The following is a 25798-nucleotide window of genomic DNA, read 5'->3' on the forward strand; positions in this document are numbered from 1 at the left end:
CTAACTGTCTTAGACTCTGCTATTTTTAGTCCGCCCATACCAACGGTACTTCGTAAAGTTATTGAGAGATTACTGAGAGAGTATTGGCGAAAAGCGATGATAGTCGCCAACGATTTTATAGTATGGCAGCACCGCAGCAATTATGACCAAATATTCTATCGATACCGCATTAAGAGATATTAATAAATTAATAGAGCAGGGGATGCCGCAAGAATTTCAAGCTTCGGGGCGCATTACGAGTTATGAGTTGGCTTTATAATAAAAATTATTTGGTTGAGAGAGTCTGCAGGCAACAAAAAAGCCGGACAACTTAAATTGTCTGGCTATTTGTGCAGTATTTCTTATCAAGTGTTCTAATTAGCTAACCTTTACCCATCAATCTATAGTCGCGATACTGCTACCGCTTAGAACTTCGACCTTTTGCAGGGCGCTTACCATTTGTAGCAGGTTTGCCATTGCCCACAGCCTTCTTGCCATTACCAAAAGGACGTCTATCTTTACCTTTAGAACCCGCTGGTTTTCTCGCATCATCCTTGGCGTGTTTTTTATTGCCCTGTGCTGTCCCCGCTGATTTTGAAGACGTTTTTGTCTTTGATGAATCATCAGTACGAGCATTTTTTCGTGGCGCATTACGAGATTTCTTGCCCGGATTACTGGCATCTGAAGAAGAACCTTCTATGGACTTAAGTAAAACAGACAACTCTTTTTCGGTTAAATCTCGCCAATCTCCAACGGGAGTACCTTTAAGACTGATATTCATAATCCGCGTACGCTCAAGCTTCACGACTTCATAGCCAAAATGCTCACACATACGACGAATTTGACGGTTTAAACCCTGCACTAGCGTGATGTTAAACACGGTGGGTGCCACCTTAGTAACTGGACATTTCTTGGTCATCTTCCCAAGCATTGGCACGCCACCAGCTAAACCCTCAATAAAACTATCTGTTATCGGCTTGTTCACCGTCACCAAATATTCTTTCTCGTGGTTATTACCAGCACGAAGTACCTTATTAACCAGATCACCATTACTGGTCAAAAAGATTAAACCCTGAGAGTCTTTATCCAGACGTCCAATTGGAAAAATACGTGTACTATGTCGAACGAAATCAACGATATTATCTTTTTCTGAAGCTTCTGTAGTGCTCACAATACCCACGGGTTTATTCAAGACAATAAAAACAAAATCATCCGCCTCTCGCGGCTCAATGAGTTGCCCGTTGACTTTTACCGTATCTCCAGCAACCACTTGATCGCCTACTTGAGCGCGCTTACCATTGATGTATACATTACCTTGTTCAACAAAGCGGTCAGCGTCTCGCCTGGAGCAAATACCGCTTTCGCTGATGTATTTATTTAAACGAGTTGAGGAAGCGTTAAACATAAAGCACCGTTTTACCTGATAAGCAGCATTTTTTTACTAAGAAAAAAGCCTAAATTAAAGGGGTTATCAACAAAGAGATGGTTCACATTATATAGGAAATTCAATATCCATTTCGGGAGAGAAGGGCAAAACCTTAGAAATATATCCAGTATCGTATTTGTACCTATTAAAATCAATATTATCCCAATTTTGTTTCTACGGATTTGACGGTAGAGGTCAATAACTCAAGCGTTGTTGAGGGTCGATTTGGTTCATTGGGATCGCGGGCGCTTATTGTATTAATGGCAGGTATAGTGATCATTTAAGCTTGTCCGTTAAGTGTTGAGCCGTAAGTGCTTATCAAAAATTATCCCAGTACGGATTATCACCAAAACGCTCGGCAATAAAGTCAATCAAATAACGACAACGCTGCGATAAAAATCTATTTTTAGGATAGACTGCATAAGCATTTAAAGTGGGCAATTGATACTGCTGCAGGATAGGCACAAGCTCACCGCTGATTAAGGCTTGATACGTAATAAAAGTTGGCAGAAAAGCAATACCATGACCTTTAACTGCCATCGCCCGCAAAAAGTCCCCATTATTGGCTTTTATTTTACCGTTTACTACGACTTGATGCTTCTTACCTTGCTCATCTATCAATTCTATCGTGCTAGATTTGCTCATACCATATTGTACAAACTCATGTTCTGTCAGATCGTCAAAAGTCTTTGGCGTACCCATTCTCTCTAAATATTCGGGACTGGCGCATAACGCATAACGAATCAGTGCTAGACGTTTGGCTTGATAACTGGAATCTTGCAACTCTCTAATACGAATCGCTAGCTCAAACCCTTCCTCAATCAAGTCAGTATGCCGATCAGAAAAATCCAGCTCAAAATTTAACTCAGGATGCTGATTGGCGTATTCATCAATAACATCGTTTAAATGCATCAAACCAAAGGACAATGGTGCAGTCATCTTTAATGTTCCTTCGATACGCGTCGGAGTACCACTCGTTTCTTCATTCAGCGCATCCACTTCACTGAGTATATGGTGCACCTTTTGATAATACTGCTCACCAGCTTGGGTTAAGTTTGATTGACGCGTGGTTCGGCTAATCAGTTGACTGCCCAAGCGCGTCTCTAAATCCTTTAAACGCCGGCTTACCGCAGATTTTGCAATATTCAGTTGCTCGGCAGCCTTGGTAATACTGCCTGCTTCGACAACACGCACAAACATTGCCATATCTTCTAATTGTCCCATGTGAACCCCCTCTTAATTGTTCTCTAAATAAGAACTTATATTTGTGATTATCACGGTTTATCTATGCATAAGCAACGAATACAATAGTACCATCGCATAATCAAATAAAAGCTTAAAAATACATTCTATTACTGGAGAAAACCCATGGACAACCTGCAAGCGTTAAGCGCGCCAATTGGACGCCTATTGTTATCAATGATCTTTATCTTTTCAGGCTTTACCAAAATTACCAGTTATGCCGCTACTCAAGGTTATATGGAAGCAATGGGTATGCCTGGGATGCTATTGCCTTTGGTTATTGCTGTTGAGCTGCTTGGTGGTATCGCTATTTTATTAGGCTTTAAAGCGCGCTTAGTAGCGATTTTAATGGCTGGTTTTAGCGTTGTCTCAGCGCTGCTTTTCCATCAATTCTGGATAGATGAATCACAGATGAACCCTTTCATGAAAAACATTGCGATGGCGGGTGGTTTCTTGATGATATTTGCTCATGGAGCAGGTGCTTATTCAATTGATAACAGTAATCATCGCAGAATATAGTAGAGTAAATGGCGTAGAAAACATCGTCTTGTCATCATAATAATCAAGGAGCCGCTATGAGCACATCCCTAAACATCGCCTTAATTATTGGCAGCTTGCGAAAAGAATCTATCAATCGTAAATTTGCAGAGCTTATGGTATCGCAAATGCCTGAGAGCGTAGTGATAGAAGAAGTACACATTGCGGATTTGCCTGTTTATAATCAAGATTATGATGACACGACCATTGACAGCTATGAGCGTGTCCGTAAACAGCTGAAAGGCGCTGATGCCGTATTAATTGTCACGCCAGAGCATAACCGCACTATGCCTGCCGCCTTGAAAAATGTCGTAGATATCGCCTCACGTCCTTATAAAGAAAGCGTTTGGACCCATAAAAAAGTTGCGGTAGTGACGGCCTCGCCAGGCAGTTTCGGCGGTATCAATAGTGGCCTTGATGTCAGAAAAAGCATGCAAATGCTGTCGGCACAAATGATGATTGATCCTGAAATTCATTTAAGTCGTGCAATTGACAGCTTAAATGACGATGGCAGCGTCAGCGAGCGCACACAGAAATTCTTACAGCGCTTTGTGAGTGATTTTGTAGATTTTGCTGGACAGACTAGTGAGTAAAACGGTAACTAATAATAATACTGCGCCTGTCAATGATGAGCCACCAAGCTTTTGGCAACGCTATCAAGCGCCTATCCTATTAACGATAGTTGGTGGAGCGATCGATACCATTGGCTTCATCACTTTATTTGGCTTTTTTACCGCTCATGTCACGGGTAACTTAGTACTGGCTGGTAGCGGTTTGGTTAAAGGTGAAGATGGCTTATGGATCAAGCTGGCATCGGTGCCACTTTTTATAATAACGGTGGTTATTACCAAAATATACATTGATAAAAGTCGGAAGCAAACATTAGTACTCAGTCATTTGTTTTTGGCAGAAGCGCTATTTTTGACCGTATTTATGATAGCAGGATTGTCCTTCCAACCTTTCACTGAGGCTGGAGATATAACTGTCGCCATCACTGGTGGTCTAGGTTTAACAGCACTTGCTATTCGTAATACGGCTAGTAAAACAGTCATCAAACACATGAGTCCAACGGTATTAATGACAGGCAATACGACCCAAATGGGTATTGGTCTGTCAGATTATATTGCCAACCGTAGCGCTGATAATGCCAAAAAATTGGGGCATAGCGCGGCATTGGTTATCAGCTTTGTGATTGGCGCGCTACTCGGGGCGGTGCTGTACGTCAATCTCAGTTATTGGGCAGTCGGTTTGTTTGTCATTCCTGTGCTGTACCTATCACTACTAGCGCGTAATCCAGAGTTCTTACAGCATATTAGCTAATAAAAGCTCTACCGTTATTGAGTAATGCCATTAATCGTAAAAAGCCATGATGATTTATCATGGCTTTTTTTTGGTTCATATTTTCTTAGGCTTTCGCACCATGAAACACCGAATTGGCTTGGTATTGTGGATGCTTATCAATATAGGATTTCACATAAGGACAGGTCGGTTTAACACGTAAATTTCTAGAAGCGGCGTTATCTAAAATGATTTTGACTAAGTAGCCTGCAATACCACGACCACTAAGCGAATCAGGCACAAATGTGTGCTTATATTCAATACCTTCTTCACCTGTGGATGTGGTAAAAAACTCATAGTCTTCAAAGGCAATTTGATCATCAATATGAATCTCAAATCGATTTTGGCTTTTATTGTCGATCACATCGTAATGCGTTGTATGCTGATTTGACATTGTTATTCTCTCTTTATCATTAATATTTTTTGCACCTGTTTATTGGTACTAATGGGTAACGCGAATGATGGCGTGACTACTATATTACGTTAATTCTAAGCACTTATTGTTCTATAAATAAGAATAGTCATTTGCAATAAGCACTGTTTATCTATATATGGTCAACAATTATAATAGGACCATAGCTTAAACAAGCCAATTAAAAATAAAGGATAACTTATGAAAACGATCTATCATGCAGCAGATTCTCGTGGCGATGCTAACCATGGCTGGCTCAAAAGCAAGCATACCTTTAGCTTTGCCAATTATCATAATCCAGAGCGTATGGGTTTTGGCGCGCTACGAGTCATCAATGATGACTTTGTTATTGGTGGTCAAGGTTTCGGCAAGCACTCACACCGCGACATGGAAATTATCAGTATTCCATTATCTGGCAAGCTCGGTCATGGCGATAATATCGGTAACGAAGGTATCATCGAAACGGGTGAGATTCAGGTCATGTCAGCGGGCACAGGTATTACTCATAGCGAGATGAATGGCGATGCCAATGAACCTGTCAAGTTTTTACAAATTTGGGTGATTCCCAATAAAATGGGTGTGACGCCGCGTTATCAGCAAGTACGTATGGATGAGCACATGCAAGCTAATGAGTTTAACCAAGTGCTCTCGCCAAACGCGGACGACGCTGGGGTTTGGATTCACCAAAACGCTTGGTTCCATATGGGTAATTTCAATAAAGGCGTGACTCAGACTTATGATTTAAAAGATGTCAACAACGGTGTTTATGTCTTGGTACTAGAGGGTAAAGTGACTATCAACGGTAATGTACTTGATACTCGTGACGGCCTTGGTATCTCAGATACCAAAAGCTTCACGATGGATGCGACCGAGGACGCAAGAGTACTACTAATGGAAGTACCTATGTATTAAGTAACTAATTATTCAGTACCTATTTATTAAGTAACTAATTATTCAGTACCTATTTATTGAATAATCCTATATTAAACACTTATACAGTCAACAGCAGTATCAATCCATACAAAAAGTAGTACTAATTTACCAGTAAGCATTCAATAATCTATAACCATCTATAATAAGAGGTGAATGATGAGTATTCAAACCCTAGAGCCAAGGTTGGCTGATGTTGGCGGTATTCCGATTGCCCGATTATTACCCAATAAAGGAAAACAGCCTATCGGTGCGTGGTGCTTTTTAGATCACGCTGGTCCTGCTGACTTTGGTGAAGATGAAACCGGTATGCAAGTCGGTCGTCATCCGCACACCAATCTGCAAACTTTTAGCTGGATGTTAAATGGCGAAGTACTGCATAAAGATAGCTTAGGTAACGAGCAAGTCATTACTAAGAACCAAGTCAACGTCATGAACGCAGGTACAGGTCTGAATCAAGGTATCAGTCATACGGAACAAAGCGTCTTTCCAGACACTGGTGGTTCGTCAGAGGCGGCGCGTGCTATCAGTATGGTACAGCTCTGGATTGCACTACCGACGGATCAAGAGATTGAGCGCGGTTTTCACCATTATCCTGAGCTACCAACGTGGACGGAAGATAGTGTTGAGATGATTTTGACGACTGGTAGCTATACCAATGTGTCAGGTCAGCACTTTGAAGCGCCTACCATCCAATACTCCAAGCTGGTCGGTATCGACGTGTACTTCACCGAAGATGGCGAGGCTACACTGACTTTAGAACCAAGCTTTGAATACGGTATCTTAGTCTCAGAGGGTGAGATAGAATCTGAAGGAAAGGTATGTAAGCAAGATCAACTCTTTCGTTTCCACGATAGCGATGTTGCTAATAACAAAAGCATCAAGCTGGTCGCCAAAAAAGGCACACGTGTGATGTTTATCGGTGGTGAACCATTGAATAACCAGGTGCTACTGTGGTGGAACTTTGTTGCGGACAATAAAGCAGAGATTGAGCAATCTATTATCGACTGGAATAATGGTCATGAGCGTTTCGGTAATGTCGACTCTGATATGAAACGTTTGCCAGCACCTGAATTACCGCAAGGCTTTAAAGGTTAAAGGTTGATTACCATTTAGCTTTATAACTTAGTTCTTAATTAATTAAATTTATCAATAATCACTGGAGAAAACAATGTCAGACCTAAAAACATTACAGCAATTGGCAGAAAAACGTCGCTCTATCTATGCATTGAGTAATCAATTGCCAGTATCAAATGACGAAATCGTTAATTTAGTTGAGCATGCGGTTTTGCATACGCCATCCGCTTTTAACTCACAATCGACGCGTATCGTGGTGTTATTCGGTGAAGATCATAAAAAATTATGGGACATCACTGAAGAGACACTCAAGGTTATCGTCGGCGATGACGAGAAGTTCCAAGGTACTAAAGAAAAAATCGCAGGCTTTAGAGCGGGTGCGGGTACAGTATTGTTCTTCGAGGACAAAGGCGTCGTGAGAAACATGCAAGAAGCCGCCCCTTTATATGCGGATAAATTCCCAATCTGGGCACATCAAACCAATGCTATGCATCAGTATATGATTTGGACGGCATTAGCAAGCATTGATGTCGGTGCTAATTTGCAGCACTATAATCCTGTCATCGATCAGAGAGTTGCTGATGCTTGGGACATCGCTGATGATTGGGAATTAAATGCTCAAATGGTATTCGGCGCTATTGAGCAGCCAGCAGGTGACAAAGCGTTTCAGCCTTTAGACAAGCGTATGAAAGTATTCGGCTAATAATTTTTAGCGTTAAAGACCGTATAACCAATGAAACTGCTATGAAAATATCGTAGCGGTTTCATTGGTTTTTTTATAATTATAAACTGGGATAATATGATTTTATAGCAGACTATAACTAATGTAGTAAATCCTACTAGCCCAGTTGTTTAAGATATGCCTATAGAAGAATTCAAGATCATCGAGCGCTTTAATCGGATGCTTCGGAATTTAAGAAGCGTCGGATTAAGGGTTATCTTGAATACTAGCGTTTATAAATATATTTAATAGCCAGTTACTGTCAGCAGTCATTAAACTATCTTTATTAGATGAGGTGCTAAGCGCTAATGGCTATGTTCATCATCATGCCCAGCTTTCACACCAAACCAAGTCACATGAGAGGGTGTGAAATTCAGTGTTATTTTTGACTCGATTTTACCATCATGAGGATCAATCTCGATAATTTGCTGGTTTGAGTCATCCATCATATAAACCATTTGCGTGTTTGGGTTAACAATAAATGAGGGAACCGCTTTGCCTTCGATGCCATTAGGGAAAACATTTAATACGGCGGTTTGCTTATAATTTTGTGTAACATTAAGGATATACAGCTTGCCGGTATCATCGAGTAGCATTAAATGCTCTCCATGGGCATCAAAATCATAGCTGACAATATGGCGACGGCTGTCTGTGGTCCAGACAATCGGTGTCATGTTTTTACTGACAGGATCGACACGGTAAGGCTGACCGCAAGCAGTGCCAATGGCATAATTGTGATGGTGGTTAGTGATGAATGAGCCAATTCGAGCAGGACTACTGCTTGTACTATCACATCGAATACTGGTTAGGCTGCTGGGATAGGCAATTTTTTCGGCGCTGAATGTGTCTCCGGTTTGTTTGACGCTTAAAACGCCATCGCTACAAGCAAAGACACTGTAATCTGTGACGCTGCCACTGCCATGCAACCCCATGCATTTTGTCTCAAAGGTTTGGCTTATATGATAGTGATCACCATGCTGTTCAAATACAGAGAGCGTATCAGCCAGTGAGCTACCAGTTGTTTGATAACGCTGCGAGGCAATCACATAATTGCCTCTAGGTTCCGCTGTACCGTGCATGCTGGTATTAAGGTTTTGATAATGCAGTGTACCGTCAGCTATACCGGTATCTGTTACAAGTACAAATCCAGCTTCTTGTACAGGGTTTTCTATGGGATTTCCTGTCGCACCTAAGCCGTCAAAAAACAGCCCTGCTTGCTCACCAAACGTTTGAAAATGTACTGGGCGGGTATAGTTGAGCTGTAATGGCATTTTTGCCGCATCACGAGCATATGGGTGATCATGATCGCCATGGTTTTCAATCTCAAGCCCACTATGATAAAAATTGACTGTGTTATTAGTACGATCCATGATGACGGCGTAATGACCATCTGGACTACTTTGTACGGCATCGGCTTGACCTGTCAAAGGTAGGGTTTGTATCACTTTATCTTGAGCAAGGCTATAAATGTAAGCTTGACTGCCATCTTTTGCAGTGATGAATAAACGACCTTGTTCCATTTCAGTGCTGACAGTAGATTCATCATCATGGTCATGATCGTCTCCATGGTCGTGGTCATGTTCTGAATCTATGATTGGTGTTTTCCTATCATCTGATGACCCGCAGCCGCTAAGTGCTGAAACGGCGATTAAAGAAGAGAAGGCGAGCGCGATGGCACGGCTTAAGGCATTTGTTTGATTCATAAAGGACTCCAGTCATAAGTTATGAGGCTTATGACAATTGATTAAGGATTGCTAGTTACAAGTGACTAATGAAAAGAGAGTAGGCTGTTAGAAGTTATAGGTGATACCTGCGTTTAATGAGCGTTCTGGCATTGGCACTTGTTCAGCCAAATAAGAGGCATGATTATAAGCAAGCTCGTTCAGAATATTTTCGACTTGAAAAAAAGCGGTGTAATCATGAGCGCTCGAACTGTGATAGACAAGCTTGGCATCAACCATGTTGTAGCTCGGCGTATTGGTTTCAAAATCAGCAATGTGATCTTGCTCAAAACGATGGTATCCAGACAGCACCAAGTCAAATTGACCAAATTGAGAGGTAATATCACCACCAATACGGGGCGCTACCAATCTAGGTGCGTACTTCCGTGTAAGGCTTGTATCATCTAGCGTTATCAGCGCAATATCGGCAAAGCTGCCAATACTAATATTGTCATTAAGATAATAGCGTGATTGAATTTCACCACCATAATGCTTGGCATCGCTTTGGACATAATCCACTAAACGGAAACCAGCAGACTCTCCTTCAGTGGCAATGTCTTGAGTTTTGGCATAAATATAATTTGTACTGTCGTTATAAAAGACAGAAATACTACTATCAAAACGATTGCCATTGTCGTAACGCAAAGTGAGCTCTACGCCATCAGTAGATTCTTCTTCTAATTGCCCATTGCCACGCTCCCAAGTATTGGTTGCAAGATGGGCGCCATTAGAAAATAACTCTTGTGGAGAAGGCAATCTTTCAGAATGACTGATTCTGGCTGACAACTGCGTATTAGGCGTAAGATATTTGCCACCTTCTAAACTGACAGACGTTCCGGCATGTGTTTTTTCGATGTTATTGTCGTTATCTATTAGATTTTGAAAATCTTGACGACCGCCAAACTCAATATACCAAGGACTTTTGCCTTGTTTTCTTAAAATACTAGACGTATCGAGGGGAGCGTAGTTCGTCGTCTCACCATGATTATGACCAGCATGGGCATCACTTGCAGATAATGGTTGTCCTGCAAATTTATCAGCATTCTGTATTTTTGCGCCAAAATAATCAGGCGTGAGTCGTTCAATGAAGAATAAACCGACTTGTGTACGATCGGTTTGCGGCAAATAACCTTCTAGCCCAACAGCAGAAAACCGGCTGTTTGTGTAATCTAGACCGACCACACCTTTCATAAAGCCTAGATTGCCTGTTTTATACGTGCTATGTGTGGCTTGAGCTTGAGCACTAATGGCTTTGTTTTCAAAAGTTGTGCCCACCGCACCTTCATCTATTTCATCGTGACGATAATCGGTATAGCTGAGTTTCGTATTGATGCTATCGACGCCTATCATGGGTAATTTTCGCTCTGCATGGAGCTGATAGACGTTTGACGTCATATCGACATAGGGCGCTTCACCATGATCGTGGTCATGTTCGTGATCCGCCTCACAGCTCAGTTGGTTGGTCAGTACGCTATCAGGTGAGCATTCATTATGCACATGAAAGGGCAAGCCATATTCTGAAGACAGGCGCTGATATGATGCACCGATATAGCCCATATCAGTCACATAAGACAAGCCGATGCTACCGTTATCTTGCGTGTACCAACTGTTGGCAATCTCATCGGTATCTAAGTGTGGCACTTGGATATTGCCTTTATCCGTCTTTTGGTAATACCCACTCCATAGCCAGTTTTCACCGATACTGCCATTGAGTTCTGCATAACCTAAATAACCGTCTGTGGCTTGTTGACCAATCAATGCCAATTTTCCGCTGATGTTGTTTTTAGGCTTTTCTTTAGGAATAGTGTCATTAACAATATTGACCACACCACCGATAGCACCGCCACCATACATCAACGCTGACGTGCCTTTGATTACTTCAACTTGTTTGGCACCTAGGACAGGTACCGCCACTTGATGGTCTGGTGAGATTTGTGACGCATCTTGTACGCTCAAACCATTTTGCATGACTTGGACACGCGGTGCGCTTTGCCCTCGAATAATTGGTCGGCTTGCGCCTTGCCCAAAACTATCAGTAGACACGCCAACTTCATTTGCTAGTGCATCACCAAGCGTACTGCTTGTCTGAGTAGTGAGCGCATCGCCAGTAACAATACTGGTTGCGGTTGCCATTTCATTCGCTTGTGGCAATAAAGGGTTAGACGTCACCACTATGGTGTCTAGAGTCACCGAAGGGTGGGTCGTATCAGGAGAGTTTAGGTGAAAAGATGAGGATGTCATAGGTTTGATATCTACCATCGTATCCTTCGCATTTACTGACAAACTTGCCATACCTAAAGCTGTCGTTACTGAGAATACAGTCGTTACCCGGCGAATACTAAAATTAACTGAAGATACAGAAGTATAATCAGGTTCTCTTAATCTGTTGATATGAAAAATTGGAGACATGAGATTACCAAAATAAGAAGTTATATAGGGATAAATAACGATAAGAGTAAATATTTTCGTTATGTTATAATATAACATAAAGATATACAAACTTTATATTTCAGCAAGGTGTGCATATTAGCTACGCTTACACGAGGTAACTTCAATATTTGACTTTCTTTGTGAGTGATAAATGTGACGGTCATTCAATGAATGTGTTAGTACTGAAATAATAATGAGTATGTCGAAAGTTAGAAAAATGAATGTGTTAAGAACTATGGTTCATGAGAATATCAATCATAAAAAGCCTTATAGATCTCTGGTCAATGAATTGACACGTCTGAAATATAGAGCATTTTGTAAGCCAGTCTCTGAAGAAACAAGAAATAAAAAATAAGAACGGTAGGCAATAAATCAACAATAGATCGTCTGGTCTAATGACAGTTTGCAGGAATTTAGCACCAGAGTTTAGGATTTCATATGGCTGAAGGTGTTATATTTTGGAATTTTAAAACCAACTTTGAGTGATAACTTGAATAAAAAATAGCTAGTTTAGCTTTAACGACAGTTGCTAAGAGCAAACGTTATATGAGGGGACAGGCTTTAGAGTAGGTTTGTCTTTATTTACGAATGCTACTCTATACATTTGGCACAATTGAATAGAGAGAAAGTAGGTAAGTGAAGTGATACTAGTAATCTAGGTTTTTTGGATAATCGCAGTTGTATTTGTTAATCAGTTCAATATTATTTGAGTGACCTAATCACCTAATAGAATCAGCTCTATTGCTTATTTATGCAAAGTGTTACCTTTAATAGCGCCAGTGGCTGCTAGATTCATTAGACGTCGAAACCTCGGATACTCCAAGTGGCTAGGCGCTGTGTAAATTGCCGTATGTTGTAGCCCATCACGGATAGCGACTAATTTTTGAATCATTTCATCCAGTTCAGAGGCTTTATTCAGCAACAAATCTCGATCAACATCTAGAGTTTTTTCAGACCCTAATATCCCAGTAATTTCATCCAGTGAAAACCCTGCAACACGTCCTAAAGCAATCAAGGACATAAGCTCTAATACATCTTCGCTGAAAACTCGGCGGATACCTTGCCGACCAACAGAGCGAATTAGGCATTTTTTCTCATAAAATCGTAACGTTGAAGCAGGAATACCAGACTGTTTAGCAACCTGCGAAATATCCATAATGCCCTCTGGACTTAAAATTGTATGCAATCATCACATTGATACTGAAACCAGTAAGAGAGTCATCATGGATAACGTCGTTTTTATAATATTAATCGGTATTGGTGCTACCGCTGTGATGGACTTATGATCATTACTCAGGAAGTATTTATTTAATATTCTACCGCGCAACTGGAGAATGGTGAGGCGTTGGATTGCTTACATGGATCAAGGGCGGTTTCGTCATGACGCTACTGCAAAATCTAATACTATTCATGGTGATCTTTTTATTGGGTGGACAGCCCACATATTACAGACAAAAAAAGCCCCAATCGTGAGATTGGGGCTTTCTAAATATTTGGTAGGCATAAGCAGACTCGAACTGCTGACCTCTACCATGTCAAGGTAGCGCTCTAACCAACTGAGCTATACGCCTATTTAGGTTGAGTATTTTATCAAGTTTTTGAGACTTTGCAAGCTTTATTTCTAATAAATTTTTTTATTAGCATAATAATGATTATCACACTTTATATTGAATGACTTTTAATGTTTTTTTATGTAGTTATATTAAATAGTGATTGAAATTGGTTTATTTTTTATTGTCAGTAGAACTACAAATCCTAATAGCTAGGCAGTATATAACTGGTATCATTCTCAAAATAAAGTGAGGATTATGATAATAGTTTCACAGTACTCATAGTTCAAAAAAATTATATCAAAATAGAATGTTGAGGAGAGTGATATGGGTTTATTGGTTGATGGTCAATGGCAAGACAAATGGTATGACACAGAGGCGAGCGGTGGACGCTTTGAGCGAGAAGATGCCGGTTTTAGAAATTGGGTCACGGTCGATGGCAGCGCAGGCCCATCAGGTGTTGGCGGTTTTAAAGCCGAAGCTGATCGCTATCATTTATATATCTCGCTTGCATGTCCTTGGGCACATCGTACCATTATTTACCGTCAGCTAAAGGGTTTGCAAGACCTGATTTCGCTGTCAGTGGTGCATCCATTTATGGGCGATAAGGGCTGGACGTTTGCAGAGGGCGATGGCGTGATTGCTGATCCTATCGTAAATGCTAATTACTTATATGAGATTTATACGGCGGCAAAGCCTGACTATACAGGACGGGTGACGGTGCCAGTATTATGGGACAAAAAAACCAATACCATCGTCAGTAATGAGTCCTCTGAGATCATTCGTATGTTTAACTCAGCTTTTGATGAGGTTGGGGCACTAGCAGGTAATTTTTTACCAACCGAGTTATTAGCAGAAATTAATGCAGTTAATGAGCTGGTTTATTCTGCGGTTAATAATGGCGTTTATAAAGCAGGATTTTCAACCACACAAGAGGCTTACGAAGAAGCAGTGACGGAGCTATTCGATGCATTAGAGACGCTAGAGGCACGTTTGACAGACCAGCGTTATTTGCTAGGTAATACGATAACTGAGGCGGACTGGCGCTTCTTTACTACGCTGGTGCGTTTTGATGCGGTATATGTCGGACACTTTAAATGTAATATTCGCCGTATTGTTGATTATCCCAATCTTTGGGGTTATTTGCGTGATTTATATCAAGTGCCAGGTATTGCAGAGACGGTAAGCATCGAGCATATTAAGCAGCATTATTATACTAGCCATGCCAATATCAATCCCACGCGTATCATTCCTGTTGGTCCAGTGCTTGATTTTAATGAGCCACACGAGCGTAAACGTTTATAAGTTTTATTGAGATGTTAAAATAAGATAATAAAAATCGCGCCAGCTGATTAATCACAGTTGGCGCGATAGATTGATGGTATAAATAAAAAGCTGCTTAATTTATATTAGGCATTATTCAACTGACGAGCGGCTTCTAGCGCAAAATACGTCAAAATTCCATCAGCGCCAGCACGGCGGAAACCAATCAACGATTCTAAAATCACCGCGTCGGTTAGCCAACCATTTTGAATCGCAGCCATGTGCATGGCATATTCGCCAGACACTTGATAAGCAAAGGTCGGTACGCCAAAGGTATTTTTAACTTCGCGAATAAGGTCTAGATACGGCTGACCCGGCTTAATCATGACCATGTCTGCACCCTCGGCTATGTCCATCGCCACTTCGTGCAACGCTTCAGCACGATTACCGAAATCCATCTGGTACTGTTTCTTGTGTCCACCTTTTAGGTTGCCAGCACTGCCGACTGCATCACGGAACGGGCCATAGTATGCAGAGGCGTATTTGGCAGAGTAAGCCATGATAGCGGTATTCACAAAGCCTTCGGCTTCAAAGGCGTCACGCATGGCTTTGATACGGCCATCCATCATATCACTAGGCGAGATGATATCAGCGCCAGCGCGGGCATGTACCAATGCTTGCTTGACCAATACTTCGACCGTTTCATCATTAATCACATAGCCTGAATCATCCAGCAGTCCATCTTGACCGTGTGAGGTATAAGGATCTAACGCCACATCGGTCATTACCACCATTTCAGGCACAGCATCTTTGATCGCTTTTACGGTACGAGCAGTAAGGGCATTTTCATCATAAGCTGATTTACCGTCGGGTGTTTTTAAGGAATTATCGATAACAGGGAAGATGTCGATAGTGGTGACGCCCTCGCTTAATAATTCTTTGGTATAGTTGATCAGTAGGTCAATCGATAAGCGCTCAACGCCTGGCATACTAGCGATTGCTTCGCGCTTATTTTTGCCTTCTAAGACGAAGACAGGGGCGATAAAGTGCTTAGGATGCAGCTCAACTTCACGAATCATCGCGCGTACGTTATCGTTGTAGCGTAGTCGACGTAGACGAGTTTCAGGGAATTGACGGTTAAAGGTATAAGTCATGATTTGTCCTCATTAGATTTTAGTCATTGTTATTTATCAGCTTGATTAAATAAGCTGTTTTGAAGCATATTTTTTTATAGAACGGACATTAATAAGTGGATAAAAGTATGTGTAAGCTAATTTGTCTACTATAACTAAAAGCGCCTTACAAAAGCAAAAAGCCCTACCAAGTCGGTAGGGCTTTTTGTACTTATCGACTATCAATGTGAAGGAAATTACCTCACACTATTTATGAGTGCTTAAGGCTCAACGATCTGCGTGACCGGTACTTGCTCAACGCTGGTTTCGTTATACGTCGTCTGTTTGGTAACGACTCCTACGGCAGCATCTTTTTTACCATCATTATTGACGTCAACGACAGCGGTCGGCTCAAAGGTAGCCGTTTCCGATGGTTGCGCTTGTTTAATGGCGTTCGCTTCTTGTGCAGAAGCAACTCGCGCTGAGCTAGCCGCATCGATAGCATTTGCCGCTTTTGCTTTATTGCTATTGGCAGGTAGATTCACTAGTTGCACTAAGTTTTTATGTGGTACAGGAATCGCCGTTGGTACATCCAGATTGGCACCGCCACCCAGCACTTGGTATAGCTCGACTTGGCTCACGATTTTTTGTAGCTCTAAATCCAAAATACCTTGCTGCGTTGAGAACAATGAACGCTGTGCATCTAGCACATCTAGATAGTTGGCGATACCTGCTTTAAAGCGTGCATCTGCTATCTGGAATGTTTGTTCAAAGTTATCTTGTAGACGGTATTGTGCTTCAAGCTGCTCACCCAGCGTGGCTCGTGTCGCGAGTACGTCTGACACTTCACGGAATGCGGTTTGGATAGATTTCTCGTAGCCTGCGAGCGTTTGTTCACGCTCAATTTTAGCCACATCGTAATTGGCATCTAGGCGACCAGCGTCAAAGATAGGCACGCTAATGCTTGGACCAAACGACCAACCGACAGCGCCGCTTTTGAATAAGTCATCTAAACTGCCGCTACTAACCCCAATGCTACTGGCTAAGCTGATAGACGGGAAATAAGACGCGCGTGCCACTTCGATATTGGCACCAGCGGCTTTTAGGTTGTATTCTGCTTGCAGTACATCTGGGCGATAACGTAGCAACTCACTTGGTAAGCCTGCACTAAATATCTGCTGGCTAGTGATGTTGCTGACTGCTGGTGTTGGAATTAGATTGGTTGGAATCGGTCCACCCACCAAGAACTGCAAGGCGTTACGTGATTTTAAAATGCTGCTTTGTGCCCGTAGGACAGCAAGTTTGGCATTTTCTAATGACGCACTGGCTTGCAAAGATGGCAGCTTCGGATCAATGCCTGCTTCAAAGCGTTTATCAGCGATAAACAGGGACTTTTCACGACTCTCAACCGTGGCTTCTGCCAGCTTTAACTGCGCTAAGCTATAGCTCAAGTTGGCATAGCTCTGAGCGATATTACTAATCAAGCTGATTTGGGTCGAATCTTTGGCCGCTGTAGTGGCTAAGAAATTCTGTAGCGCTTGATCTTTTAAGCTAGCAATTTTGCCCCAAAAGTCCAACTCGTAATTAGCCAAGCCTAGGTTGACGTTATAGCTACTATTGGGGTTTTTGTCAGTTCTATTTTGTGCTTGACGCGTGTATCCACCACTACCATTAATCGCTGGTAGATCATTAAGATCGGTAATTTGATACTGTGCACGTGCTTTCTCGATTGCTAAACGAGCACTTTCGAAATCTTTGTTGTTTTCTAACCCTAAAGCAATCAAGCCCTTTAAACGCTCATCGCTATAAAAATTCTGCCAGCGTTGACCCGCAATACTTGCTTGATCAGCGCTACTAACTGTTTCTTTATCGAATGCCCCGTAGGTTTGTTCGATAGGGATATTTGGCTCAGCAAGCACAGGGCGCATATCTGCTTTTGGAATCGTGTTACAAGCAGCCATGCTCATCGCTAAAACGGTCAAGCCGATTAGGCGACCAGCATTTCTGCGCATATGTGAGCCCGCTGGTTGCACAGTGATAGCAATATTTGCTACCGCTGCTGAGTTGGTGTTATATGTTTTCTGAGCACTCATTGTGTATTGTCTCCAAAGCTTGCAGGCTGATAATTCTCAGAAGGCGTTGGGTTTTGCGGGTCAGGCGTACTATTATCATCATCTTTATTGTTTGGTTTATTATTCTCGTATTTGTACGGGAACATACTACGTACCCAAATATAAAACATGGGAATAAAGAAGATACCTAACAATGTCGCGGTCACGACGCCACCTAGTACACTGGTACCGATGGCATTTTGACTGCCTGAACCAGGACCTGTGGCGATAAATAATGGCACAACACCCAGTCCAAAGGCAAGCGAGGTCATGATAATCGGGCGCAAACGTTGACGCGCTGCTGTCATGACAGCTTCTCTCAGACTATAGCCTTCCTCTTGGTGCTCTTTTGCAAACTCAATGATTAAGATAGCATTTTTAGCGGATAGACCAACGACTGTGAGTAGACCTACCTGCAAATAAATATCGTTATTAAAGCCACGTAGCCAAGTAAAGATGACTGCACCTAATACCCCAAGTGGAATGACCAATAGCACAGAGAAGGGGATAGACCAGCTTTCATACAAGGCTGCTAGACATAAGAATACCACCAAGATTGAAAGCGCGTATAGCATCGGCGCTTGTGCACCTGACTTTTGCTCTTCAAGTGACATACCCGTCCACTCATAGCCCACACCTTCAGGCAGATTCTCCATCATTGCTTCCATCGAACTCATCGCTTCACCCGTACTTAGACCAGGTGCAGCACTCCCTTGAATATTCATCGATGGTAAGCTGTTATAACGGGTCAGACGCGGTGAGCCAGATTGCCATTCGCTGCTAGAGAACGCATCAAATGAAATCATTTCACCTACATCGTTGCGTACATACCATTTAGCAATATCTTCAGGATTAGTACGGCTGCTTGGTTCACCTTGAACAAAGACGCGTTTAATACGCCCGCGATCGACGAAGTCATTAATATAACTTGAGCCCCAAGCGGTAGAAATAACGCTATTAATACTAGCAAGTGACAAGCCATAAGCAGCGGCCTGCTCTTGATTAATATTCACTTTTAACTGCGGTGCATCTTCTTGACCATTTGGACGAACGCCTGCGACTTTGTCGTTTTGCGCAGCCATGCCAAGCAGCATATTACGTGCTTCGAGTAGACCCTCATGTCCAAGGTTACCGGTGTCTTGAATCATTAAGTCAAAACCACTGGCGTTACCAAGTTCGGTAATGGCTGGCGGTACAATCGCAAATACTTGTGCTTCATTTAGTTGGGTAAAGAAGTAACCCATGGCGCGATCAGCGACAGCCTGTGCAGTGTTTTTTTCACCGGGACGATCAGCCCAATCCGATAAACGTACAAAGGCCAGTCCCATATTCTGCCCTTGTCCTGCAAAACTAAAACCTGCGATCGTAAAGACTGAAGCGATATTATCGCCTTCTTGGGTACTGTAATAATCACTGACTTTATCGAGCACTTCTTGCGTTTCATCAAGCGTCGCACCAGCAGGTAACTGAACCAAGGTAAACATAATACCTTGATCTTCTTCTGGTAAGAACGATCCGGGAATACGTAAGAATACCACTGCCATAATACCGATAATGGCAGCATAAAGAATTAAGTATAGCCACTTCAAGCGGAAACTTTTGCCAACTAAATTCTCGTAACTACGACTGACTTTATAAAACGAGCGGTTAAACCAACCAAAGAAGCCTTTTTGCTCTTCTGTATTGCCTTTATCATGGCTCTTGCTACGCTTGAGTAAGGTCACACAAAGGGCAGGGGTAAAAATAAGCGCTACTAAGGCTGATAGCACCATGCTGGTAATCAAGGTGATAGAGAACTGACGATAAATCACACCTGTTGAGCCACCGAAGAATGCCATCGGTACGAATACGGCAGATAGAATCAGCGCAATACCAATAACGATTTTACTAATTTCGCCCATCGATTGTACGGTAGCATCCTTAATAGAGATATCAGGATCTTCTTCCAAGATACGCTCGACGTTTTCGACGACGACGATCGCATCATCGACCAACAGACCGATGGATAGTACCATGGCAAACATGGTCAAGACGTTAATACTAAAACCAGCGATGTAAAGTACAGCGAAGGTGCCAAGTAGTACGACAGGTACGGCAAGAGTAGGAATGATGGTCGCACGCCAGTTCTGTAAGAAAACGAACATGACGATAAATACGAGAACAATTGCCTCAAGCAGTGTCATAACCACTTGTTCGATAGACAAGCGCACAAATGGTGTGGTGTCATAAGGGATAACGGATGTTAGACCTGCTGGGAAGTTTGCTTCCAGCTCTGCCATACGAGCCCCAACGGCTTCACGAGTTTCCAGTGCATTTGCACCACCTGCCAATGAAATACCAAGACCGGCTGCTTCTTTACCATTGTATAGCGACACTACGCCGTAGTCTGCACTACCAATCTCAACCTCTGCCACATCACCTAAACGCACTTTTGCGCCAGCAGTATCGGTTTTTAATAGAATGTTTTTAAATTCATCAGGCGTTTGTAGATAGCTTTGAACCGTGACAGTCGCATTGATAACCTGTTGACTGGTATCAGCAGGTGCTTGACCTAGCTGACCGGCAGATACTTGGGCGTTTTGTGCCCGTACTGCCTCAACCACATCAGCTGGCACCATGTTATAGCTACGTAAGCGCGCTGGATCTAACCAAATGCGCATGGCATAAGCAGAACCAAAAACTTGTACTTCACCAACACCTTCCACACGGCTTAACTGGTCAACAACGTTTGAGTTGACATAATCGGCGATATCCGCACGATCCATGCTGCCATCTTCAGAAATAAAACCTTGCACCATTAAAAAGCTGCTAGAGGATTTATTAACGTTGACGCCTTGACGCTGTACCGACTCGGGTAGTGAGCTCATGGCGGCTTGGAGTTTGTTCTGTACCTGTACCTGTGCAGTATCAGAATCCGTACCATTTTCGAAAGTGAGCGTAATGGATGCAGCGCCATTCGAGGAGCTCGATGACGACATATACATCAGCCCATCAAGACCCTTCATGCGTTGCTCAATAATCTGAACGACTGAATCTTCAACCGTCTGAGCATTAGCACCAGGATAGCTTGCGCTGACTGAAATCGTCGGTGGTGCAATACGTGGATACTGCTCAATCGGTAAGTTAATGACCGATATCACCCCGATGAGCATGACTAAAATAGCCATAACCCATGCAAAAATAGGGCGATTAATAAAAAAACGTGACATAGTATATTCCTAGTCTTCCTATCTTTGAATGGAATTAGTTAGCGGTAGACTCTGCTGGTTTCTGAGCAGTGGCATCTTTGCTAACTGGCTTATCCATCGCTTTAGCAGCTTGCGGCGGCGTCTGGGCATTAGGGGCACCTTCTTTAGCTGGTGCTGGGTTTGGATTCTCTAATGGCTTAACGACCACTTCTTGTTCAGGCTTAACTTTTGAGCCGCCGATAACAACTATCTTGTCCCCTGCTTGTAAGCCGTCAGTGACAACCCACTGGCCTTTATAAGTGCCATTAATAGTGACAGGACGTACTTGGATTTTATTATTTTCATCAACGATGTAAACTTGCGTCTCACTTTTCGGTGTACGCATTACGGCGCTTTGCGGTACCAATGCAGCATTGGTAATCACGCTCTGTGTCAAACGTGCCGTCACATACATACCAGGCAGCAAGATATTATTGCTGTTTGGGAAAATAGCACGCAAGGTCACAGCGCCTGTTGATTCATCAACCTTTGCTTCAGATAAAGCAAGCTTGCCGCGTGCTGGGTAGACTGAGCCATCTTCTAATACCAACTCAACCGAATTCATACCCGGCTGTGCTTTGCCTTCAGCGATTTGCTGACGCAGCTTTAATAGCTCAGAGGATGATTGACTGATATCAACATAGATAGGATCTAAGCGTGAGATAGTCACCAGCGGATCAGCTTGACCTGCGCTGACCAAAGTACCAGCGGTGACACTAGAGCGGTCAGTACGACCTGCCAGCGGGGCACGTACGATGGTACGGTTAAGATCTAGGTTACTAGCATCTAAACCCGCTTGAGCAGTTTGAATGCCTGCTTTTGCACTTTCGATGCCTGCTTGTGTCTGTCCAACAGCGGCGGCCGCACTTTGTACCGCTGCTTGTGCAGTACGTACTTGTGTTTGTGCTTGCTCATACTGCTGCTTTGAGATGGCGTCGATGCTGACCAAGCCTTGTAAGCGCTGTAAATCATTTTGCGCTTGTGCTAATGATGCTTGACGGCTGGCTAGCTCGGCTTTTGCATTGGCATTATTTGCTTGTGCTGTCTGGTAATTTGCTTGTGCTTGTTGCACTGCTGCTTGACCACTGGTGACAGAAGAAGCGTAGTTATCAGTATTGATACGATAAAGTGGCTGGCCTTTTTTGACGTTGCCGCCTTCACGGAACAATACTTCGTCAATAACGCCATTAACTTGTGGGCGGACGTCGGCAGTCTGATAAGCCGTGGTACGTCCAGAAAAAGTCTGTACTTGGGGTACAGTATCGAGCGTGACAGTCTGGACGTTAACAACCGCAGGCGGCATCTGCTGCTGTGCGGCATCTGCGCCAGCGGCGTCCTCGTTTTTGTCACAGCCAATCAGTACAGCTCCAGATAGTACAGATGCTATTACAAGCGCAAGAGTAGAGTGCTTCATCAATGTCCTCGGCAATAGGTATAAAATAAGTAATGACAGTATAAAAAGTTTATCAATAAATCTAAGCGTATTGAATATAAAAATGAGTATTGATTCTAATGATCTTTACTTTCTTGGCTAAATTTGTTCTTAATAATATGAATTTAGCCAAACATCACTATTAGAACCTCTAATAGCGATATAAGTATCAAGTATCGGTGTAAGAATCTTAAGCATCAAAGCTGTAGCCAAACCACAACCTTGATTAGTAAAGTTAACGAGTAATTATAAACTATCGGGATAACCCCACAGTCAAGTAGTTGAGCGCAGGATTTATGGTTAGAAATCGTAATATCAGCTTTTGTGAATGCATTAAATGCTGTCATGGCAAGCGCCATCTTCATTAACAGCTAATGTACAGTCATACAACTGTCAATGAGAAATAATTGTAAACTTTTGTGAAAATAGCATAACCATATAGATTGTAAGGTCTTTAATGAATGATAAATAAGGTTTGCCAACAAAACAAAAACTTTAGCAACTATTAACTGTGACCATTAACACAATTACTCATTAAGGGTCTTTACCAACAGCTAATGGCTGCTAGCCGCAAGTATTGACAGCTGTTATGACGATACTGACTACAGCAAGCGTGCGCTAGCCAATTCAGTCAATTGATATAAGCCTGTGCGATAACGATTGTCAGGTAGCGTACTCAGTGCTTGTTGCGCCAGCTTGGTTTCTTCCCAAGCCCGCTGCTTACAGTAATCTAATGATCCTGAGCGGCGCACTAGCTCAATAAGTTGCTCAGCGTTCGGTGTCTTTCCAGTTTGTACAGCCACACGCAACTGTTCATAGCCTTCGATGTCGCTGTCTTTTAGCAGCTCAAGTGCTTTGATGGTCGGTAGGGTTGGCTTGCCTTCAGCGAGGTCGTCTCCTAAATTTTTGCCCATTAGCTCACTATCACCACTATAGTCGAGTACATCATCGATAATTTGAAAAGCATTGCCAAAGTGCTGACCAAAATCGCCTAAAGCCTGCATATGCTCTATTCTGTCTTGTAAAATTGCAGCGCCTTGAGTCGCCATCATAAACAGCCGCGAGGTTTTACCATCAATAATGCGCAAGTAATCCTCTTCTGTCGCAGCAGGGTTGTGCTGATGCTGGAGCTGCAATACTTCGCCTTCAGCGATATCGCAGGTGCCATCTGAGAATACTTGCAACAGTGGTAAGCTTTGGAAGCCAACTAATAAATTAAAGGCGCGAGCAATCAGATAGTCACCGACCAGTACCGCGGTGGCATTATCCCATGTGGCATTAGCAGTCGGCTTACCACGGCGCTGTCCTGACTCATCAATCACATCGTCATGAACCAAGGTCGCTGTATGCAGCATTTCAGTAATAGCGGCTAGATGCATGGCTTTTTCTGAGGGCTTGTCCTCAAACATGCGTGCACATAACAAGGTAATCAGCGGGCGCATGCGCTTACCACCAGCATTGATTACATGCTGTGAGACGCTCATTACCAGCTGAACTTTGGAATTAAGACTACCGAATACTTGCTTGTCCATAATCTCAAAATCATCCGCCACGATACTTTGAATATAAGCATAATTAGGCGTTGATTGAGTCATTGAATCTGTTTTATGTGAAGGGATGCTGGTCATAATAAATAGTCATATTAATAAGAATAAAGAGAATTTTTTATAGCCTTAGTTTTATAGATAGGTAAGGCATTATTTTCTATAATAGCATAGCTATGCCTTTAGATTGTGGGTTAAAACGTGCCTAAAACATCGCGCCTATCTTTTAAATAAGATTTACTATATATAGAAATTGACATAAAAACTGTAAAAGTTGGCTGAAATTTCACTAGAATTAATGGTCATTTATCGGCGACATTTAAGCTCATTTAAGAGATGTATAAAAGGCTGTAAGTCGCTGATTATATAAGTTATAATAGCCGCTATTATTATATAGTGTTTTTTTGTTGGAGTAGCATCTTGGATGCGCTCTTAATCAGCAGTAGATATAATAAAAAGTGAGGTGGTTATTCGTGTAACTGCCTTACAAAAACCAGTCAAACAAGTGAGATAGACGGCTTGCTTTTATGAGCAAAAAGCCGTAAAATCTTGCCTTTAATTTTTCCCTGTCGTGTTCGTCGTAAAAGCGTTGGTATAACATCAGCCACGGCACACGGGTTAAACGGAGTCATACAATGTACGCAGTAATCAAAACTGGTGGTAAACAGCACCGTGTAGTTGTCGATGAGTTGCTTAAAGTTGAACTACTAAAAGCAGAAACTGGCGCAACAATCAAATTCGAAGATGTATTGATGATTGTTGACGGCGAAACTGTCAAAATCGGTCAGCCTATCGTTGAAGGTGCTAGCGTTGAAGTTGAAGTGGTTGAACATGGTCGCGGCGAAAAAATCCGTATCGTTAAGCACAACCGTCGTAAGCATTATCACAAAGAGCAAGGTCACCGCCAATGGTATACCTTGTTAAAAATCAAAGCCATTAATGCCTAATTATCCACTTAGCAATTACTGCTAAATAGTGCACTAAACGCTTAAGAGTTATCGCATCAGCGATAAGTCAAATTAACAAGGAGATTTTCCCATGGCACATAAGAAAGCTGCCGGTTCAAGCCGTAATGGTCGTGATTCAAACCCAAAAATGCTAGGCGTTAAAATCTTTGGTGGCCAAGCTATCACAGCTGGTAACATCATCGTTCGTCAACGTGGTACAGAATTCCACGCAGGCGAAGGCGTTGGCATGGGTCGTGATCATACTTTATTTGCACTGAATGACGGTGTGGTAAAGTTTGCGACCAAAGGTAAGTTCAACCGTCGTTATGTAATGGTTGAAAGCGCATAATTGCCCATCTAGGTTGTTTTAGTCAAAGACTAAAATGATCCGATGACTAAAAGCCTCTATTACCGTTTGGTAGTAGGGGCTTTTTTTTAGTTATTTTCGTAGGGGTTAAGGATGCTAAATTGGCTTTATGCTGCTAAACAACATTACGAAATAACGTTAGGAAATAATGAATAGTCAAAAAACTCACCATCCATGCGGTTTATTATTGTGTAGCCACTTATGATCACAAAAATGGTCAAAAGAGTAGTTACAAGCGTGTATGGCAGCGGTAGTAAAGATTGCAAATCATGACTAGGCGTGTAATAAAAAAACTGGCACACTGTTGTCATTGTTTATAAGCACCCGTTTTATGGTTGCTAGATAAACATTTATGGAAAACAAAAATTTTAATAAGATGTCTTATTTTAAAGCGACAATTTTTAAGCGATTATGCATTTTTAGAGAGGATTT

General features: G+C 42.3%; 20 protein-coding genes, 1 tRNA gene and 1 pseudogene. 10 read left to right on the forward strand and 12 right to left on the reverse strand.

The window, feature by feature from the left end:
- Positions 1-397: 397 nt before the first annotated feature.
- Positions 398-1384: a 23S rRNA pseudouridine(2604) synthase RluF gene (gene rluF / locus JMX82_RS07140; RefSeq protein ID WP_201540026.1), complete on the reverse strand. Its 987-nt coding sequence runs from the start codon at positions 1382-1384 to the stop codon at positions 398-400.
- A gap of 339 nt (positions 1385-1723) precedes the next feature.
- A complete protein-coding gene (locus tag JMX82_RS07145) occupies positions 1724-2629 on the reverse strand; it encodes a LysR family transcriptional regulator (protein WP_201540027.1) in 906 nt (301 codons plus the stop codon).
- A 144-nt stretch (positions 2630-2773) separates the two neighbouring features.
- Between JMX82_RS07145 and JMX82_RS07150 the strand changes: the two genes are divergently transcribed.
- From JMX82_RS07150 to JMX82_RS07160, 3 genes are read left to right on the forward strand one after another with little or no spacing between them, the layout of a single operon-like run.
- Positions 2774-3166, forward strand: coding sequence for a DoxX family protein (locus JMX82_RS07150; protein WP_201540028.1), 393 nt, complete (start codon positions 2774-2776; stop codon positions 3164-3166).
- A gap of 56 nt (positions 3167-3222) precedes the next feature.
- Positions 3223-3777: an NADPH-dependent FMN reductase gene (locus JMX82_RS07155; RefSeq protein ID WP_201540029.1), complete on the forward strand. Its 555-nt coding sequence runs from the start codon at positions 3223-3225 to the stop codon at positions 3775-3777.
- Complete coding sequence (locus tag JMX82_RS07160; protein WP_201540030.1) at positions 3770-4504, forward strand: YoaK family protein; 735 nt, start codon at positions 3770-3772, stop codon at positions 4502-4504. The genes JMX82_RS07155 and JMX82_RS07160 overlap by 8 nt, the downstream gene beginning before the upstream one ends.
- An 85-nt stretch (positions 4505-4589) precedes the next feature.
- Here the strand turns inward: JMX82_RS07160 and JMX82_RS07165 are convergent, their stop codons facing one another.
- Positions 4590-4916 (reverse strand): GNAT family N-acetyltransferase, encoded by a 327-nt coding sequence (locus JMX82_RS07165; RefSeq protein ID WP_201540031.1) that lies wholly within the window; start codon positions 4914-4916, stop codon positions 4590-4592.
- A gap of 219 nt (positions 4917-5135) precedes the next feature.
- On the opposite strand from JMX82_RS07165, the gene JMX82_RS07170 reads away from it, so the two are divergent.
- The 3 genes from JMX82_RS07170 to JMX82_RS07180 all read left to right on the forward strand — a co-directional run bounded on the left by JMX82_RS07170 (position 5136) and on the right by JMX82_RS07180 (position 7644).
- Positions 5136-5846 carry a pirin family protein gene (locus JMX82_RS07170; protein ID WP_201540032.1) on the forward strand — a complete coding sequence of 237 codons (711 nt, stop codon included), beginning with the start codon at positions 5136-5138 and terminating at the stop codon, positions 5844-5846.
- Positions 5847-6023: 177 nt separating this feature from the next.
- Positions 6024-6962 carry a pirin family protein gene (locus JMX82_RS07175; RefSeq protein ID WP_201540033.1) on the forward strand — a complete coding sequence of 313 codons (939 nt, stop codon included), beginning with the start codon at positions 6024-6026 and terminating at the stop codon, positions 6960-6962.
- A 73-nt stretch (positions 6963-7035) separates the two neighbouring features.
- Positions 7036-7644 carry a nitroreductase family protein gene (locus JMX82_RS07180; RefSeq protein ID WP_201540034.1) on the forward strand — a complete coding sequence of 203 codons (609 nt, stop codon included), beginning with the start codon at positions 7036-7038 and terminating at the stop codon, positions 7642-7644.
- 323 nt (positions 7645-7967) lie between these two features.
- Here JMX82_RS07180 and JMX82_RS07185 read toward each other — a convergent pair whose 3' ends face one another.
- The 3 genes from JMX82_RS07185 to JMX82_RS07195 form a co-directional block, all read right to left on the reverse strand.
- Complete coding sequence (locus JMX82_RS07185; RefSeq protein WP_201540035.1) at positions 7968-9365, reverse strand: YncE family protein; 1398 nt, start codon at positions 9363-9365, stop codon at positions 7968-7970.
- Between the two features lie 87 nt (positions 9366-9452).
- Positions 9453-11792 carry a TonB-dependent receptor gene (locus JMX82_RS07190; RefSeq protein WP_201540036.1) on the reverse strand — a complete coding sequence of 780 codons (2340 nt, stop codon included), beginning with the start codon at positions 11790-11792 and terminating at the stop codon, positions 9453-9455.
- 766 nt (positions 11793-12558) lie between these two features.
- Positions 12559-12969, reverse strand: coding sequence for a helix-turn-helix domain-containing protein (locus tag JMX82_RS07195; RefSeq protein ID WP_201540037.1), 411 nt, complete (start codon positions 12967-12969; stop codon positions 12559-12561).
- 145 nt (positions 12970-13114) lie between these two features.
- On the opposite strand from JMX82_RS07195, the pseudogene JMX82_RS14455 reads away from it, so the two are divergent.
- Positions 13115-13357, forward strand: a pseudogene (locus JMX82_RS14455) (DUF2938 family protein); the annotation flags it as partial.
- Here the strand turns inward: JMX82_RS14455 and JMX82_RS07205 are convergent.
- Positions 13308-13384, reverse strand: a tRNA-Val gene (locus JMX82_RS07205). The pseudogene JMX82_RS14455 and the gene JMX82_RS07205 overlap by 50 nt on opposite strands.
- A 306-nt stretch (positions 13385-13690) precedes the next feature.
- Here JMX82_RS07205 and JMX82_RS07210 point away from each other — a divergent pair.
- Positions 13691-14668, forward strand: coding sequence for a glutathione S-transferase family protein (locus tag JMX82_RS07210; protein ID WP_201540038.1), 978 nt, complete (start codon positions 13691-13693; stop codon positions 14666-14668).
- A gap of 104 nt (positions 14669-14772) precedes the next feature.
- On the opposite strand, the gene hemB is transcribed toward JMX82_RS07210, so the two are convergent.
- The 5 genes from hemB to JMX82_RS07235 form a co-directional block, all read right to left on the reverse strand.
- Positions 14773-15780 (reverse strand): porphobilinogen synthase, encoded by a 1008-nt coding sequence (gene hemB, locus JMX82_RS07215; protein ID WP_201540039.1) that lies wholly within the window; start codon positions 15778-15780, stop codon positions 14773-14775.
- 239 nt (positions 15781-16019) lie between these two features.
- Positions 16020-17831, reverse strand: coding sequence for an efflux transporter outer membrane subunit (locus JMX82_RS07220; protein ID WP_201540040.1), 1812 nt, complete (start codon positions 17829-17831; stop codon positions 16020-16022).
- A complete protein-coding gene (locus JMX82_RS07225) occupies positions 17828-21058 on the reverse strand; it encodes an efflux RND transporter permease subunit (RefSeq protein ID WP_201540041.1) in 3231 nt (1076 codons plus the stop codon). Before JMX82_RS07225 ends, JMX82_RS07220 begins: the two co-directional genes overlap by 4 nt.
- A 34-nt stretch (positions 21059-21092) precedes the next feature.
- Positions 21093-22490, reverse strand: coding sequence for an efflux RND transporter periplasmic adaptor subunit (locus JMX82_RS07230; RefSeq protein WP_201540042.1), 1398 nt, complete (start codon positions 22488-22490; stop codon positions 21093-21095).
- Between the two features lie 620 nt (positions 22491-23110).
- Positions 23111-24103 (reverse strand): polyprenyl synthetase family protein, encoded by a 993-nt coding sequence (locus JMX82_RS07235; RefSeq protein WP_201540080.1) that lies wholly within the window; start codon positions 24101-24103, stop codon positions 23111-23113.
- A 584-nt stretch (positions 24104-24687) separates the two neighbouring features.
- Between JMX82_RS07235 and rplU the strand changes: the two genes are divergently transcribed.
- Positions 24688-24999 carry a 50S ribosomal protein L21 gene (gene rplU, locus JMX82_RS07240; RefSeq protein WP_010199185.1) on the forward strand — a complete coding sequence of 104 codons (312 nt, stop codon included), beginning with the start codon at positions 24688-24690 and terminating at the stop codon, positions 24997-24999.
- A 91-nt stretch (positions 25000-25090) separates the two neighbouring features.
- Complete coding sequence (rpmA, locus tag JMX82_RS07245; RefSeq protein WP_055123782.1) at positions 25091-25348, forward strand: 50S ribosomal protein L27; 258 nt, start codon at positions 25091-25093, stop codon at positions 25346-25348.
- Positions 25349-25798: the final 450 nt, after the last annotated feature.

Source organism: Psychrobacter sp. 1044, assembly GCF_904846525.1.
Classification (GTDB): domain Bacteria; phylum Pseudomonadota; class Gammaproteobacteria; order Pseudomonadales; family Moraxellaceae; genus Psychrobacter.